We start from the raw sequence: 16,740 nt of genomic DNA on the forward strand, positions 1-16,740 counted from the left end.
GCCGCGTTTTTACCTAACCCGCTGAGACGTGCAAAATATAGACAAGATGTTTTAATTTCATAAATCTTAGAGTCGATAGGAGTAAGCATGCCAGGACAGAACCTTACGCGCGAAGAAGCCATGACCCGTTCCTCGCTGGTCAGCGATGCCCATTACCGCGTAGACCTCGATTTAACCCAAGGCGACCAGACTTTCCGATCCATCACAGAGATTGATTTTTCTGCCAGTCCGGGCTCTGCTACCTTTATCGATTTGATAGCCCAGCAGGTTCACGAAATTACTTTGAATGATACGGCGCTGGATTTAGCGGCCTACGCTGATTCCCGCATTGCTTTAGAGGGCTTGCAGGAACACAACACCTTGCGTGTGGTCGCGGATTGTGTCTATATGCACACCGGTGAAGGTATGCACCGTTTCACCGACCCGGCCGACAATAAATCCTATGTGTACACCCAGTTCGAAGTACCTGATGCCCGCCGGGTCTATACCGTGTTTGAGCAACCCGACCTCAAGGCCGATTTTACCTTCACCGTAACCACGCCGACGGATTGGAAAGTGTTTTCCAACTCGCCCTCCCCCGAACCCGAGATTACGGGTGACGGCACGGCGGCGATACACCGCTTCACCCCCACCGAAAAGATTTCTTCGTACCTGACTGCTATTGTGGCCGGCCCCTACGAAGGACACACTGGCAGCCTGGTCAGCTCCGATGGCCGCGAAATTCCCCTGGGGGTATATTGCCGCGCCTCAATGGTCAAACACCTAGATGCCGAGGAAATCATGAACATTACCCGGGCGGGTTTCGCGTTTTACGAACGGGCTTTCGAACATCCCTATCCTTTCCGTAAATACGACCAGATTTTCGTGCCCGAATACAATGCCGGAGCGATGGAAAACGCCGGTTGCGTCACCTTCCGCGACGAATATGTCTTCCGTTCCCGCCCGGTACAAACCCGGGTAGAACGCCGCGTAGAAACTATTTTGCATGAACTGGCACACATGTGGTTCGGTGACTTGGTGACCATGAAATGGTGGAATGACCTGTGGCTAAACGAGTCTTTTGCCGAATTTGTGTCCACCAAAGCCACTGCGGAAGCCACCAAGTGGACTGATATCTGGACGACTTTCTCTGCCTCAGAAAAAGCCTGGGCTTATAACCAAGACCAGCTGCCTTCCACCCACCCGGTAGTCGCACCCATCAATGACCTCGAAGATGTCCAGGTTAACTTCGACGGGATTACTTACGCGAAAGGGGCGTGCGTACTGTCCCAACTGGTTACCTATGTGGGCTGGGAAAACTTCCGGCGGGGCATCAGCCGTTACCTAGCTAAACACGAGTGGAGCAACGCCACTTTGGCGGATTTACTCGCGGAGCTAGAGGAAGCTTCCGGCAAGGACTTGCGAGCCTGGTCAAAGGCCTGGCTGGAGGAAGCCGGGATTACCTGGTTGAAACCCGAGGTCACACGGGGTCAAGACGGGCTGATTGAGCAGTTACGCGTCACCCAAGAAATTTTCACCCCCGGGGCAACACTGCGTCCCCAACGCATGGTGGTGCGAGCCTATAACCTGGAGCAACGCGAGGATAAACGCGTGTTTATACCCGAGCATTTCGAGGAATTTGACTTGGAAGGAGCCGGGATTGACCTGCCCAGTTTTGCCGGCCAACGCGCCGACGTGTTGCTGGTCAACGACCAAGACCTGGCCTATGGCAAGGTACGTTTAGATTCGGCTTCGCTAGAATTGGCCTGTCAACACATTGACTGTTTCGAGAATTCCCTGGCGCGCTCTCAGGTATTAGCGGTGTTGTGGGACATGGTTCGCGACGGCGAAATTTCAGCACGTCAATACGTGAAAGTTGCGTTGCAAGCCCTGTTGGTGGAAACGAACTCCACGGTGATGTCCGTGATGCTGCGCAACCTCAACACCGCAGTCGAACACTACATTCACCCTTCGAAACGCCCCGAGGTAGCGGTCAATATCAGCGCGGCTTTGCGCCGACTCTCGCGATTCGCCCAGGCCGAGTCCGATGCCCAGCTACAGCTGGTGCGGGCAGCAGCACGGCGGGCAGAATCCCCCGAAGATATCCAAGCCGCCCACGACTTGTTCACCGGCAAGGAAACCCTCACCGGCTTGGTGTTGGATGCCGAAATGCGCTGGAATTTATTGATTTCTTTAGCTGCGGCCGGAAAAGTCAGTGTGGTTGACATCAACGAGGAACTCAAAAACGACGATACGGTTAACGGGCGCGAAAGAGTTTTGGAAGCCAAGGCGGCGTTGCCGCAAACCGGCGAGAAATCAGCGGCATTCGAGTTGGCCTACGCCGATTCGGCTTTGACTAACGACCAGTTGGGCGGTCTGATTGCTGGGTTTAACCGCGCCAAAAACCCCCAGATTTTGGCTCCCTATGCCCCGCGTTACTTTGATACCTTGGTTGATACTTACACCAAATGCACCCACGAGATTGGCGAGTTACTGATTGTGGGACTCTATCCCCTGGGTCTGGTTGGTTTTGAGGAAACCGGGGTGGATGTGTTGCAGTTGACCGCCGATTGGCTGGCGACTCATGAAAACGCTCCCGCCGCGCTGGTACGGATGATGAAGGAAAACCAAGCCGTCGCCGAGCGTATCGCCCGCGCTCAAGCCTGCGATTTGGGCTAGGACGAACCGATTTCCGTGATACAACGCGGGCGGTGGCGGCGGTGCCATTAAAGCGCGGTTGGCTTTTAGGGCACCGGACGGTTGTGTCGGCTTGAGGCAGGCTTTCCCCTGTCGCTGGCGCCGCTTGCGCCATTTGCACCACTTGCGCCGCTGAAGTTCGAGTCGCGTCCGACTGCGCCCGCTTCCCGAGGCGCCACCCCTTCCCAGGCGCTACCGGAACGGGAGCGCGCCGGGAAATATCGCCCGTCTACCGGATAGGTACCCACGGGATAAGAGCCGCGACCCGACGCATCCGGATAGTATCGACCGCCAGCCATTGGGTACCCGCCTTGGGGCGGATACCCTTCAGGCGGGTAAGCCCCGGCTGAAGGGTATCCGGGCATGTTGTAAGCCGCGCCCTCGTATCCCTCGTATCGCTCGTATCCTGCGGCGGGATATCCCGTCGCGCTAGCATTGCCCGGAGTCGCCACGGGCGCAGTTGGAGCCGGAGGACGCGAAACGGCAATGCTGTCAGCTGGGTTTGGGGCGACGCTTTCGGTGGGTTTTGCGCCACCAGGTTCTGGTTTTGCAGCGGCGGGGGCGGCGGGGGTGCTAGCGTTGCGTACGGCCTTGGTGGCGTTGCCCGCCGCGTTGGGCTCGGATTCATGAGGCGCCATTTTAGGAGCGGCCGTTTTGACGGGGGCGGGCGGATTCTTTTTCTCGGTTGCGTCCGAGGTAGCCTCGCCAAAGGCCGCATCCGGTTTCTTGTCCGGTTTGGGAATACCCATAAATGGTTTAGTGATATAGGGAACCCCAAACCCAGGAAATAACAGTGTCTTACCGCGCCGCCGCACCGCAAGCAGACCGAAAATCAGGTATACGGCTGCGAAAAACACTCCCAGAATCAGCAAAATCAGCATTCCACTACCGGTTTGGCTCCAGCGCAACAAGTCGACCACTCCCGGACCACCGGTCCATCCAATGGTAACCATGAAAACAGCGGTAACTGCGTAGCTAACCGCCGCCGCCACCATATGCGCCACCAGCAAACCGGGAGCCACAAAAGCCAGCAGGTAAATTCCAACTTTATCGGCTCCGGTTAGGAAAGTTGAGATAACCACCAGCAGGTACAAGATTCGCCAATACTGGCGGGTTTCCCCTTTAAGCTGCAGCCAAATCACCAAGAATAGGGTGGTCAGACCGAAACAAACTACCGGATATCCTCCCGCTAGGAACAAAGCCTGTTGTCCCTCGAGGGGATGCGCCCCGTAGATGAAGCAGTTATATGAGCCCTTAATCGTGTCCCCGCTGGGAGCCTGGCAGGAACCATAAGTCTTGAAAGGCGCAATGTCCAACAGGCTACTCCATCCGGTAACCTCCGCGATGGGGTGTAGGAAAGCATAGAGAGCGGCGGCCACTGGCTCGGGGGCATTAAGAATAGCGGAACCGATTCCGACTGCTACTACCAGGTAGAGAATCTGGAAAAATACCCCCATCAGAATCCCTAAAATCACCCCAGCTGTGGCAGCAATCACAATCACCAGGGGAATCCCACTTACCATGCGCGCCCAGATAGTGACCCGTCGGAAACGAAACATAGACCAGGAAATTGCGGTAATGAAACCGATAAGGACGCCTCCGAAAACACCCAGGTCAATCTCAGTAACAGCCCCCGCCGAAGCTCCCGCCAAATACTGGGACAGGGCGGTGGTGGCACCGGCATACCCAGACCAGGCCGCTAAAACGGCCAAGGCCACCCCGGAGTTAGGTCGTTTTGCGGCCGCGAAAGCCAGTATGAAAGCCACTATCAGTGGATAGTTTGACTCCATAGAATTACCAACATGATAGAGAATATCGGCAATAGACAGGATAGAGTTCAGGCTCTTGCCCAGCCCTTGATCACCCAGGATATCGGCTTGTCCCAATCTCTTGGTCAACACCGCGACGCATAGAATCAAAAGCGAAACGAAAAAGTATTCCAAAAAGCGCCGGTACCAGCCCGCAGCCACGTAGGTGCCAAAGAATCCCCTCCGTTTCACCTTGGTTGCGGGTCTTTTTTGGCGGGTCTCAGGTTCGGGACGCACCGCATCGGTTGTCTTTTTGGATGGCACGTCATCGCTTCCTTCCACTTGGCTAAACTATTCAGAATCCCTTCTAGATATCTAAGCTATATTTTGCCTCAAAAAACACGCATTACCGAAACTTTCAGCTGCTATACAGACAACATTCAGATATGGGTGCGACTCGGGACACGTTTCAAGTCGCACCCATACCTTTGTGGTACGGAAGTTCTTTTGCCACCTACCCCTAAGGGGTTTACCCACGGTGTCTGCCGCTTGGCAGGTCTTTCCGCAAGGCTTCCCTGACGCACTGGCAAATCTCGTTTACACCCACGTAATATTCGAGTTCTTCGATTTTCAGCGGGTGCCCCTGGGAATCCGCCAGGGGAATCCGCCAGTTCGGGTATTCATTATTGGTGCCGGGCTGATTTTGCATCCTGATGTCACCCACGGCGTCAACTAATGAAATCACATTCAACTTAGCGGGAGATGCACAGATGAAACGATGCAGACCAAGAATCAGCTCCCATTCCGTCGGTGTCTGGCTTTCAACTAATCCCAAGTCGTACAACACCCGAGTGACACTCGCGATATCCGCCGCCAAATCCCGCTTAGCTTCCTCGAGTGAAACAGGCAGAATCCCCAATTTGTCTTGTACTTCCAGATGATAGGCACGCAGATATCCCAGTGTCGGGGGCAAATCATGAGTGTTTACGGCAGCCATACACATCTCGCGGTACTGGTCGGGTTGGCGGAAAGTATTATCCGGGTTCTTTTCAAACCACAACACCGAAGTACCAAAGATTCCTCGGGAAACCATGTAATCTCGCACCCAGTCCTCGACGGTTCCCAAGTCCTCGCCGATAAGAATCGCCCCGGCACGAGTGGCTTCCAGCAGCAGAATCCCGACCGTTGCTTCGTGGTTGTAGCGTACGTAGGTGCCCTCATTCGGCTTCGCTCCCTGTGGTATCCACCACAGCCGCAACAACCCCATCAGATGGTCGATACGCAAAGCCCCACAGTCACGCAAAGCCGAGCGAATAATACCGCGCAGTGGTTCCCAGCCGTGGCACTGCATGTAACGAGGGTTGAGCGGAGGCTGCGACCAATCCTGTCCCAGTTGGTTGTACATATCGGGGGGTGCCCCCACCGACATGCTTGTCACATAAGCTTCCGGCAAAGTCCAGGATGCCGCCCCGCAACGATGCACCCCCACCGCCAGGTCATTCATGATTCCAATCTGCATTCCTGACTGTTTCGCGACACTTTGCGCCTCGCGAAGTTGAGTGCGCGTCACCCACTGTAGCCAGCAGTGGAATTCCACGTCCTCGGCGAGTTCAAGGCGTAACTGCGGGATGCGCGCAGAGTGAATGTCTTTGAGATCGTCGGGCCAAGGTGCGGGGCCAAAATGATCGTAAATCGCACACCACAAAGCAAAGTCTTGCAGGATTTGTCCGCTTTCCGTCTTGAAATCCTGGAAGGCTTGCTCGCGAACTGAGGAGCGTGGAACTCTATAAATCAGCTCTAAGGACTTCCGTTTCGCCCTCCAGGAACGGTCGCGGTCAATTTGTTTCTCGCGGTCGGTAACTCCGATGTCATTAGTGGCTTGCGCGAAAGCAACCTTGGACTTCGCCATGTCTTCTTGCCCTAATTCATGATATTCAGGGATATTTTCGGGGCGAATATAAAGCGGATTGAGGAAGCGGCGTGACACCGGCAGATACGGCGAAGGCGATATTGGCGGATTCGGTTCGCTGGCGTGCAGCGGATTCGTCAACAAGAAATCTGCCCCGAACTTACCGAAAGTTCGAACCAGGCTGGACAAATCCTCGAAATCACCGGTTCCCCACGATTCACGTGAAGTCACCGAATACAGCTGAGCCATCACCCCCCACGCACGCCTGTCCTTCAGTACATCGGAGGTCAGACAATCGGGAACCACCGCAATTTCCGCGCTGAATTCCCCTTCAACTGTACGGGCTTTAATGGTGTGATATCCCAAAGGGGTGTTTGCAGGCAGCCAGAAAGTAGCCTCCCCGATACGTCGATCGCCGTAATCGCGAGGGTTGACCCACTTATCAGTTTGCTGCAAAGGAATAATGTCGCCAGATTCGGTTTCTAAGTGAACTTCCAGCTGGGTGCCATCGGGAATATGCACCGGGATATCGGCTCCGGTAGACTGGCGCACTACCCACCCCTGAGGCAGTACCGCGAGCCAGTAATCCTTGTCGAAGCTCTCGAAGGCTCGGTCAATATCAGCTGGTTCGTATATGGGGTAGCCCAAAGCGTCAAGAACCTTTAGCAAAGTGAGCTGGTTGACCTGGTGATACTGTCCCGAGAAATCCCACCAATCCGTGTCCACCCCCAAGTGCCTCGCCAACTCTTGGATTTGCGGAAAGTAGCCCTCTATGTATTGTTTTGTTTCGCTCACCGTTAACGGCCCTCTGTTTGTCTTTCTAGTTTGTGTCCCCAAAATCGCGTCACTGACTGAGTAAAATCCGGGAACACCTTTGGTCGGTTTTACTGATGACATTATAACTAGCTGTTTTGGATTTTAGCAACGGTTCGGCACTGTCAAATTAGCTTTAATTTCAGGAAAACCTCAGCTCGCACCGGTTAGGTCTGGGACAATTCCAGTCCCAGACCTAACCGGATTTAGGCGCAAAGCTTACACGCTTAGTCGCGGGTGAGTTTGCGGTAGGTAACCCGGTGGGGACGAGCAGCTTCCTCGCCCAATCGCTGTACTTTATTGGCTTCGTAACCTTCGAAGTTGCCTTCGTACCAGTACCATTGCGCTGGGTTTTCCACACTACCTTCATAGGCCAGAATATGGGTCGCCACCCGATCCAGGAACCACCGGTCGTGGGTGATTACCACAGCGCAACCTGGGAACTGTAGGAGAGCGTTTTCTAAGCTCCCCAAGGTTTCCACGTCCAAATCATTGGTCGGTTCGTCGAGCAGCAACAGGTTCCCGCCCTCTTTCAGAGTCAAGGCCAGGTTTAAGCGGTTGCGTTCCCCCCCAGAGAGCACTCCGGCGGGTTTCTGTTGGTCGGCACCCTTGAATCCGAAGGCGGAAACATAGGCGCGAGAAGGCAGCTGTACTTTACCGACTTCGATATAGTCAGCCCCATCGGAAACCACTTCCCACAAAGTTTTGTTCGGATCTATACCGGCTCGATTTTGATCAACATAGGAAATCTTGACGGTCTCACCAATTTTCAGCTCGCCGTCGTCAAGTTCTTCCAGCCCCACAATGGTTTTGAACAAGGTGGTTTTCCCCACCCCGTTCGGGCCGATAATCCCCACAATTCCGTTACGCGGCAAACTAAACGAGAGATTGTCAATCAACACGCGATCCCCAAAGCCTTTCCGCAAGTTCTTGGCCTCGATAACCGTGGTTCCCAAACGCGGCCCAGGAGGAATCTGAATCTCGTCAAAATCGAGTTTACGAGTTTTTTCTGCTTCGGCAGCCATAGCTTCGTAGGCGGCCAAACGTGCCTTTGACTTGGCCTGGCGCCCTTTAGCCGAAGACCGTACCCATTCCAGTTCATCTTTCAGGCGTTTGGCCAGTTTCGCATCCTTGCGCCCTTGTACTTCCAGACGTTCTTGTTTCTTTTGCAGGTAAGTAGAATAGTTACCCTCGTAGGGATAGAGATGCCCCCGATCTACTTCGGCAATCCAGCTCGCCACATGGTCAAGGAAGTAGCGATCGTGGGTAATGGCGATAACCGCCCCGGGATACTGCTTGAGGTGTTGTTCTAGCCACAACACCGACTCGGCATCAAGGTGGTTGGTTGGCTCATCCAAGAGCAACAAGTCCGGGGCTTGTAGCAGGAGCTTACACAGCGCCACCCTACGTCGTTCCCCACCGGAAAGATTCTTGACCTCAGCATCAGGAGGCGGACAACGCAGTGCGTCCATGGCTTGCTCTAATTGATTGTCAAGGTCCCAGGCATTAGCGGCATCGATTTCCTCTTGAAGCTTACCCATTTCTTCCATCAGGGCATCAAAGTCTGCATCAGGTTCAGACATCAAGGTAGAGATTTCGTTGAAACGGTCGAGTTTCGCCTTGATTTCCCCCACGCCTTCCTCGACATTACCTAAAACATCTTTATCTTCGTTCAAAGGTGGTTCTTGAAGCAGAATCCCCACAGAGAACCCGGGGCTAAGCACGGCTTCGCCGTTACTTGGCTCGTCGAGTCCCGCCATGATTTTCAGGATTGTGGACTTGCCAGCACCGTTGGGACCAACCATGCCAATTTTTGCCCCCGGCAGAAACGCCATGGTGACATCATCGAGAATCAACTTGTCGCCGACTTTCTTGCGGGCTTTGACCATCTGATAGATGTACTCAGACATACCTTTCCTTCTGAACTAGGACGGAATGCACCGTAATTGACCCCCTCAGCGAAAGCATTGGGGCTGGGGCAAGGCCGCCCCACACCCCAATGCTATCTGATTTAGAATGGTGCTTCGCTCGTACCCGCCTGGACGAGAGAGGACTCTTCTACTTCGTTGATTTCGTCAACTAGCTCGTCGGGCACCTCAGTTGCCTCGCTTGAGTCTAAATTCGTAGTTTGTTCTGGCTCTACGTCGAACCCTGATTTTTCAGTGACTTTGTTTGCTCCGGCATGTCTCACATTCACAGTCGAAGTGTGCACCAAATCAATACCGATATGCGTCAAGTGCAAGGCAATGTCCGCACGTTCGCTAACTACACCGGTGCTTTGGTCGGTGTGCTCATAGGAACCAACTACCAAGCGTCCCTGTGCCACCACCGGGTCGCCTTTACGCAGCGACTGGGCAATATTCACGGCGAAATTTCCCCAGGCCTTGCAGTTAAACCAAGTGGTTTCGCTATCTTTCCATTTTCCTTCCTGGTCTCGGTAACTGCTGGAAGTGGCTAGGCTAAACCGAACCCACTGAGTTCCGGAAGCCCCCTGGCGAATTATCGGGTTGTTGCCCAGGCGACCACTGACAGTCAAATTCATCGAGCTCATAATTGTTTCTCCTTTCGGCGCGTCTAGCGCCACATAACTTACTGATCCCTTGTGGCATCGGCTTCAGTTTTCCGCGATTTTGCAGCCCTAACAAGAAAAAAATTCCACCCCTGTGGAAAAGCGGGTTTTCCACAGGGGCTTAAATCGCGAAAATGCGTTAGCATAGACGAGTTAACGGTTTTAATCGACCCGTTTAGCCTCCGTAGCTCAATGGATAGAGCAACGGCCTTCTAATCCGTGGGTTGCAGGTTCGAGTCCTGTCGGGGGCACTTGGATGTTAAAATAAGTCCTGTGACCACAGAAACATTCACCGGCCCCGGCTCACCGTCGTCACTGCGGATGGCGAACCAAAAGCGTGTCCTCGCAGCAATAATCGACGCAGGGGGAATCTCGCAAGCCGAAATTTCACGACGCACCGGACTGGCACCCGCCACCGTGTCCAATATTGTACGCCAGCTGATTGATGCCGGTATCCTGCATCTAGCCGAAACAGCTTCGGGGCGACGGGGAAATACCATTGCCTTCGCCCCAGATATCGGCTATGCCATGGGAGTTTCGATAGAGCGCGAACTGGTACGAGTCGGCATTGTCACCTTAGATCACACCATTGTTGATTCTCAAGCACTACAGCTACCGCCAGGGTTTTCCACCGCTTTAGGCCAAGAAAAAGCTGTCGAGATGTTCGATTCGATGATGGAGGCACACGGACTAAAGAACTCCCAGATTGTGGCCGGTTGTGTGGTGGTGGCCAATGCCGTGCGGGCGGACGGAACCCTGTCACATTTCATCGCGATGATTCCTGGATGGAACGATGTCAACCTGGAAAAACAAGCCCAAGCCATTTCACCCTTCCCGATTTTGACTGAAAACGACGCAAATGCCGGAGCCATGGCGGAACACATGTGGGGCGTGGCGCAAGATGTAGCTGATTTTATCTATGTCGAGGCTTCCTATGGTATTGGTGCCGGCATCATGAGCGAAGGCCGCATTTTACACGGCAGTGGCGGAATCGCCGGGGAAATTGGGCATCTACCGGTTCCCGGGTATAACAATTTGTGCAAATGTGGCGGAACTGGATGCCTAGAGTCCGTAGCGTCTTTGTCCTCGATTATTGCCTCGCTGCAAGATATAGGATTGCAAGTAGACACCTTGGAGGATTTGTATAAGCTGCTCGAAAACGGCGATATCCGTGCAATCCGCCAACTACGCAAAGCGGCTAGCGCGATGGGCTACATTTTGGCTCAGATTTGCAATATTCTAAATCCCCAGATGATTGTTATCGGCGGGGCATTGTCTCACGCCGGGGAGCTCTATCTGAACCAGGTGCGGGAAACCATCAATGATGTAGCCCTGCCGGATTCGGCCTCCGACATGGAGCTACGCCTCAGCACCCTGGGATCTTCCGGACCATTACGCGGGGCGATGGCCAAAGCGGTGAGTTTGGCTAATCTGGACGCGATTTTACAGAAATTTCTTGCCGACGAAGTTTAAAGTCATCGCCTAGGGGTTTTCGGACACGCCACAGGAATCTCTCCACAATAGTATCGGGGTCGGTTCACCCACCCGGATGCACTCCTAGCGCCGGTCTGACTAAACTGGTAGTGTCAAAACCAAGAATGGAAAGATAGTGAGAGAAATGACTAAAGCGCTTACTGATGCTCTGGTGTGGGTGGACTGCGAGATGACTGGGCTAGATTTGGCCACCGATGAACTGATTGAGATTGGCGTGATTGTGACTGATTTCAACCTGAATCCCCTTGATACGGGGATTGATTTGCTGATTAAGCCAAGTCAGACCGCCTTGGATAATATGGGGGATTTCGTGCGAGAAATGCACACTAAGTCGGGACTATTGGACGAGTTAGACCACGGTTTACCTGTAACAGAGGCCGCCCGCCAGGTGTTGGAGTACGTCCAACGTTTCGTACCAGAGGCCGGTAAAGCTCCCTTGGCCGGGAATTCGGTGGGTACGGACAAGACATTTTTGAAAAAGCAGATGCCGGATTTCGTGGACTGGTTGCACTACCGCATTGTGGACGTGTCGTCTATCAAGGAGCTGGCCGCGCGTTGGTTCCCCAAGGTTTACGGGATTGCTCCGGAAAAGTTTGGCAATCACCGCGCCCTGGGTGATATCCAAGACTCTATTAACGAGTTGCGTTATTATCGGGCGACTTTGTTCCCCTCTGACGAAGGACCGTCTTCCGAGGAACTGCAGGCCATCGCCGCAAAGATTAGCGAAACCTCGCCGTTTTAGTTCGGTTACGTCTGGTGGGGTTCATGAGGTGCCATCCTGAAATCCGAGGCGTTTCGCTGTGAGCTGCCCGATTAGTTTTTCGCGACTTTGGTCTGGCCGGTAAATCCTGTAAAATGGTCAAGTTGCGTTTCGACGCAATGGTGGCTGTAGTTCAGCGGTAGAGCACCTGATTGTGGTTCAGGATGTCGCGAGTTCGAATCTCGTCAGCCACCCCGATGTTGGTCAAGGCATGCGCCTTGACCAACAAGTTTTTTACGGAGTCGGCGTAGCCGACGAGCCACGGACAGAAACCGCGTCGCCAGCTGGCTGGCGTAAGCGGGGTTCTGGAAGTGGCGGAGCGAACGAAGTTCGCGCCGTAAAAAACTTGTCCCCCAGGCATATGCCGCTTCGACGAAGGGGTACGCAAGGCGAGCGAAGCGAGACCTTGCAAGTACCCCGATAAAAAACATGCTCGACCACGGACAGAAACCGAGCTAAAAACCGAGCAAAGCGAGTCCTTGCAAGTACCCGATAGTAGCCGCAACCCACAGCCCGCCAATCCAGGGACTAAAATTAAATCCATGACTGAAGAAACAAAATACCTACCCGGCTTGAAACTGCGCGAGATTACCCTCAAAGTCCCCTTGAATCACCTTGAACCCGAGGGCCGCCAAATCAACGTTTTCGCCCGCGTGGCGACTCGTGAAGACGGCGAAAAGAAACCTTACCTGGTGTTCTTCCAAGGCGGGCCGGGCAGCGAAGACCCGCGTCCCTCGCTTTATCCCGATACCAACCCGAACTGGCTGGAGCGCGTCCTACAGGACTACCAGGTTGTCCTGCTCGACCAGCGTGGTACGGGTCGATCCACTCCAGTCTATGCCACGACCGACCGGGGGGCACTAGCTGGACTCGACCCGCAAGGCCAGGCGGAATACCTCAGTCATCTGCGTGCCGATGAAATTGTCAACGATGCCGAAGCCGTGCGCCAATACCTGGGCGTGCAACAGTGGGTGTCCATGGGACAGTCTTTCGGCGGCTTCACCACGCTGCGTTACCTCTCGGCGTATCCCGAGTCTCTCGCCGGAGCGATTATCACCGGGGGACTCACGGCGGTGGGACACCCTATCGAGGATATTTACGCCGCGACCTGGCAGATTATGCTGGAAAAAACGGAGGCGTATTACCGCCAGTTCCCAGGCGACCGCAAGAAAGTCGCGCGGGTGGCGCAACTGTGCGCCGCAGGCAAGCTGCGTTTGCCTTCGGGTGAGGCGCTTTCGCTCGCGCGGTGGCGCAATATCGGGTCACGTCTGGGGGCACAAGGTGGCGATTTGTGGCTGCATAATTTGCTCGATCATGAGGCGCTATCCGCAGTTTTCAGCCATGATCTAGCCGACGCCCTGCCTTTCACGGGGCGAAACCCGATTTATTCGGTGCTGCATGAATCGTGCTATGCCGATGGGGTTTCGACGCGCTGGGCGGCACAACGCACCATGCCCGCAACGGTTCGCGACGACCCGACCCGGTTTGCCGGCGAACATATCAGCCACGCGATTTTTACAGAAGACCGCGAACTCGCGAATCTGGCTGCGGCCGCTGATATTTTGGCCACTCATGAATGGCCAAAGTTGTACCAACCCGAAAATCTCAAGGCCGCCCAGGTTCCGGTAGCGGCTGTGGCTTATTTCCACGACGCCTTTGTGCCCCTGGAGTATTCCCTGGAAACCGCCGCGTTGCTGCCCCAGTGTCGCCTGTGGGTGACCTCGGAGTACGAACACAATGGCTTGCGCCGCGACACCCGCGTTATCGACCGGCTGATTAAACTGCTCCAAGGGAAAATAACCCAGTAGGTACGCTTCATTACTTGGAATTACAAATTTAAAGGTAAAAATAAGCGAAATCTGAACGAAATCATCAGCTCATATATATTATAAGCACGTCACTTACGAATAAGAGTCAATTCGTATATAGTATCCGGCATTTCATACACTACAGTATAGAAAAGATAACCTATCTCAAGATAATCCCATCTACAGATATGTCCGTGTAGTCGCCACTTCCTGTTGCCGACTGGGGTAGGCGGAAACTTAGCGGTATCAATTTTGAATGAGGGAAAGGATATCTGCGATATCCGTTGCGGATCGTACCCAAAATCAGCAGAGAGCGACCGGAAAAACTCTCTAAAATCGTCCACCGTAGAAAAACGCCCAATAGACACGCTTGGCCTGGTGATAGTTGCGGACACAGTTTTAAATTCTCACCAATTCTCAATAACATAATCCCAGGTCACAGGCTTATTTTGATATCGAGATATCCGAAATTCCCCAAAGCGTGTCCGTAACATGTGACAAATCTCACATTTAGGTCTACGTAGCAATCCCAACTAGCACCTCATGACCCGGAGACAGCGATTTGGGAGGCGACTTCGCGGGCAACGGTACGGGCTTGGTTCGTGTCCACGCCGGTAGCTAGTGCCACCCCCACGCGTCGACCCGGGTGTGCCTCAGGTTTACCGAAAATTCGCAATTCGATGTCTGCTGGGGAGAAATCCCGCGATTCAGCGCCGGGATTTGCAGCCGAAGCATCAGACGCGTCCATGGTGTCAGCAGCCAAAGCATTGTCCATATGCGGGTTGGCGACAGCCAGGGCTCGGGCGATGCCGGCGTAGCGGGGTGCCGAAGAATCCCGGTCGGCTTTAATTGGCACCGAGGCTCCAGCGGCTACCCCGGGTCGCATCCGCGTATCTACCGGCAGACCGAGAATCGCCCGGACGTGTAGGTCAAACTCGTTTTGCGCCTGGGTAATCATAGTGACCATTCCGGTGTCATGCGGGCGCGGGGAGAGTTCCGAAAAGAATACCTCCTCGCCCTTGACGAATAGCTCCACCCCGAAGAGCCCCAACATTGGGTTCGCCGCGTCGGCGGATTCATGAGGGGCTTGCCGGGTTTCGGCCGCGAGGGCATCGAGGACTTTTTGGGCAATATTCTGGGCTTTGACGAGTACCGCCGGGGGCATAGCCGCCGATTGCCAGGATTCCGCATAGTCCCCCGCTTCCTGGCGGTGTCCGATAGGCGCGCAAAAACTGGTGCACACCCGTTCGGGATTAGCCGAATCCAAGTGGCGCACGGCCAACAGGGTTATCTCGTAGTCGAAAGCGATTTCACCCTCCACAATGACCCGGCCGGTTTCCGCGCGCGCCCCGGCGAAGGCCACTTCCCAGGCACCACGCAGTTCCTCGGGTCGTGTCACGCGGCTTTGCCCATGCCCGGATGATGACATAGTGGGCTTGACGAAACAGGGAAAACCGACCGTATTCGCGCCCGCAACTAATGAATCGTAGGAATCCGCGAAAGCGTAAGGCGAGGTCGGCACCCCCGCGACCTCGGCGGCAACCCGGCGAATCCCCTGGCGATCAAAAGTGAGCTGAACCACCCTGGCCGAGGGCGCCACCCGCACGCCCGCTGCAGCGGCCGCCACCAGCGGCTCGGGGGCAAGTTTCTCGACCTCCGGCACCACCAAATCCGGCTTGACCTCGGCAATCAGCGCTGCGAGCTTCGTCGCATCCGCCATATCCAACACCCGCGACTCGGGAGCAACTTGCATGGCCGGCGCTCCGGCGTAGGAATCGCAGGCCACGACCGGACACCCCAGGCGTTGCAAGGAAATCGTCAACTCCTTGCCCAGTTCCCCGGAACCAAGCAAAAGAACCTTCACGGGCAGAGTCAAGGGGAAAACGCTCATGAACCCAGTCTACCGCTCGCTTATATGCCCGTAACCAGAATTACAGCAAATCGGTCATGTCCTCGGTGTAGAGCAGGCTGAAATCGGGGATGACGGAGTGGGCAGGGGGAGCAGCTGTGTCGGCGGCAACTGGGTGGGCTGCGGTGGTGACGGGTGCGAAGACCAGGGTGTTCAGACGTTCGACCAGCGCGGGGGGTCGTTTGACGTTTTCGTTGATTTTCCCGGCGTTTAGTTTGGTGACCAGATGCTGGGTTTCGGTGTTTTCCAGAACACGTGCGGCTTGCCGGACTTCCGGGCTTAGCGGGGATTCCACCGGGATGGGGGTACCGAGCAGCACCCGACGCGGCAGCGTGACCCCGCCATCCAACGCCCGCCACCACAAATACGGCAGCGAGGAATTCAGCACCACGGCTGCCCGGTCGCGACTCACCGCATCCGGAAAATACAACTTTACCTTCGAGCCGCGCTGCAAATCCCGGTACACCGCCGAAATATAGTATCGTGGCGTAGTCGCCACCGTGAGCGCATACGGGGTTTCCCCCGAGGCCAGCAAATCCCGCAAAGTAGTCTTGACCAGGGATAGCTCTTGCCACAAGGGACGTAAGTCCGCCGGCAGTTTCACCCACTCCCCCGTCGGTCCTTTTTCCCGGGGTACCAACAGCTCGGGGGCAAGTTCAAAAATCCGAGGGCGGTTGGCGCTTTTCCACCGCAAAATCGGGGTAATCGACCACTCGCGCTGCCCTGGGCTACACACGGTTATCGCGGCGCGCACAAAGTTTGTGCTCGACGTATTACTGGAGCCGAATTTATAGCCCCTAAACAAGGTATCCGGCACATTATCGAACACAAACACCCGCCCGCCCAGTTGTTCACGCTCCAGGATGCCACGCAAGACCGCGAATTTCGGGACACACAGATAGGACGCAGGAGTTACCGCGATAAAGCCTCGACTGGTTTTGGCGATTTTTTCCAAGAAATACGCGAAATATTCCCGGCTCGCGGCGCATTCCAGCCCGGGGGATTCTTTCGCGCGCGCATACGGTGGGTTGACGATGACGAATTCATGAGGTGT

9 protein-coding genes, 2 tRNA genes and 1 pseudogene are annotated in these 16,740 nt (G+C 54.9%); 6 read left to right on the plus strand and 6 right to left on the minus strand.

Going from position 1 to position 16,740, the window contains the following annotated elements; all coding sequences use genetic code 11:
• Positions 1–87: 87 nt before the first annotated feature.
• On the plus strand, positions 88–2,658 hold the full coding sequence (pepN, locus tag HMPREF0577_RS06300) for an aminopeptidase N (protein WP_004012933.1): 2,571 nt from the start codon (positions 88–90) through the stop codon (positions 2,656–2,658).
• A gap of 65 nt (positions 2,659–2,723) precedes the next feature.
• On the opposite strand, the gene HMPREF0577_RS06305 is transcribed toward pepN, so the two are convergent.
• The 4 genes from HMPREF0577_RS06305 to HMPREF0577_RS06320 form a co-directional block, all read right to left on the minus strand.
• Complete coding sequence (locus HMPREF0577_RS06305) at positions 2,724–4,766, minus strand: hypothetical protein (protein WP_004012934.1); 2,043 nt, start codon at positions 4,764–4,766, stop codon at positions 2,724–2,726.
• 187 nt (positions 4,767–4,953) lie between these two features.
• Entirely contained in the window at positions 4,954–7,128 is a 2,175-nt protein-coding gene (gene malQ, locus HMPREF0577_RS06310) for a 4-alpha-glucanotransferase (RefSeq protein WP_036342542.1), read from the minus strand.
• A gap of 245 nt (positions 7,129–7,373) precedes the next feature.
• Complete coding sequence (ettA, locus tag HMPREF0577_RS06315) at positions 7,374–9,056, minus strand: energy-dependent translational throttle protein EttA (RefSeq protein ID WP_004012937.1); 1,683 nt, start codon at positions 9,054–9,056, stop codon at positions 7,374–7,376.
• A gap of 101 nt (positions 9,057–9,157) precedes the next feature.
• On the minus strand, positions 9,158–9,697 hold the full coding sequence (locus HMPREF0577_RS06320; protein WP_004012938.1) for a single-stranded DNA-binding protein: 540 nt from the start codon (positions 9,695–9,697) through the stop codon (positions 9,158–9,160).
• A 196-nt stretch (positions 9,698–9,893) separates the two neighbouring features.
• On the opposite strand from HMPREF0577_RS06320, the gene HMPREF0577_RS06325 reads away from it, so the two are divergent.
• The 5 genes from HMPREF0577_RS06325 to HMPREF0577_RS06345 all read left to right on the plus strand — a co-directional run bounded on the left by HMPREF0577_RS06325 (position 9,894) and on the right by HMPREF0577_RS06345 (position 13,777).
• A tRNA-Arg gene (locus HMPREF0577_RS06325) sits at positions 9,894–9,966 on the plus strand.
• Positions 9,967–9,988: 22 nt separating this feature from the next.
• Positions 9,989–11,188, plus strand: a complete 1,200-nt coding sequence (locus HMPREF0577_RS06330) for an ROK family transcriptional regulator (RefSeq protein WP_004014829.1) — start codon at positions 9,989–9,991, stop codon at positions 11,186–11,188.
• 145 nt (positions 11,189–11,333) lie between these two features.
• Entirely contained in the window at positions 11,334–11,951 is a 618-nt protein-coding gene (gene orn / locus HMPREF0577_RS06335) for an oligoribonuclease (protein ID WP_004012940.1), read from the plus strand.
• A gap of 140 nt (positions 11,952–12,091) precedes the next feature.
• Positions 12,092–12,163, plus strand: a tRNA-His gene (locus HMPREF0577_RS06340).
• A gap of 348 nt (positions 12,164–12,511) precedes the next feature.
• Positions 12,512–13,777, plus strand: a complete 1,266-nt coding sequence (locus tag HMPREF0577_RS06345; protein ID WP_004012941.1) for an alpha/beta fold hydrolase — start codon at positions 12,512–12,514, stop codon at positions 13,775–13,777.
• Positions 13,778–14,318: 541 nt separating this feature from the next.
• On the opposite strand, the gene purT is transcribed toward HMPREF0577_RS06345, so the two are convergent.
• Positions 14,319–15,668 (minus strand): formate-dependent phosphoribosylglycinamide formyltransferase, encoded by a 1,350-nt coding sequence (purT, locus tag HMPREF0577_RS06350; protein ID WP_004012942.1) that lies wholly within the window; start codon positions 15,666–15,668, stop codon positions 14,319–14,321.
• A gap of 40 nt (positions 15,669–15,708) precedes the next feature.
• Positions 15,709–16,740: pseudogene (locus tag HMPREF0577_RS06355) on the minus strand (N-6 DNA methylase); the annotation flags it as partial.

Source organism: Mobiluncus mulieris ATCC 35243, assembly GCF_000160615.1.
Classification (GTDB): Bacteria; Actinomycetota; Actinomycetes; order Actinomycetales; family Actinomycetaceae; genus Mobiluncus; species Mobiluncus mulieris.

Bases quoted from the DNA above. Each gene is read 5' to 3' on its own strand.
- pepN (WP_004012933.1), top strand. From the start codon at position 88: ATGCCAGGACAGAACCTTACGCGCGAAGAAGCCATGACCCGTTCCTCG.
- ettA (WP_004012937.1), bottom strand. From the start codon at position 9,056: ATGTCTGAGTACATCTATCAGATGGTCAAAGCCCGCAAGAAAGTCGGC.
- HMPREF0577_RS06320 (WP_004012938.1), bottom strand. From the start codon at position 9,697: ATGAGCTCGATGAATTTGACTGTCAGTGGTCGCCTGGGCAACAACCCG.
- orn (WP_004012940.1), top strand. From the start codon at position 11,334: ATGACTAAAGCGCTTACTGATGCTCTGGTGTGGGTGGACTGCGAGATG.
- HMPREF0577_RS06345 (WP_004012941.1), top strand. From the start codon at position 12,512: ATGACTGAAGAAACAAAATACCTACCCGGCTTGAAACTGCGCGAGATT.
- purT (WP_004012942.1), bottom strand. From the start codon at position 15,668: ATGAGCGTTTTCCCCTTGACTCTGCCCGTGAAGGTTCTTTTGCTTGGT.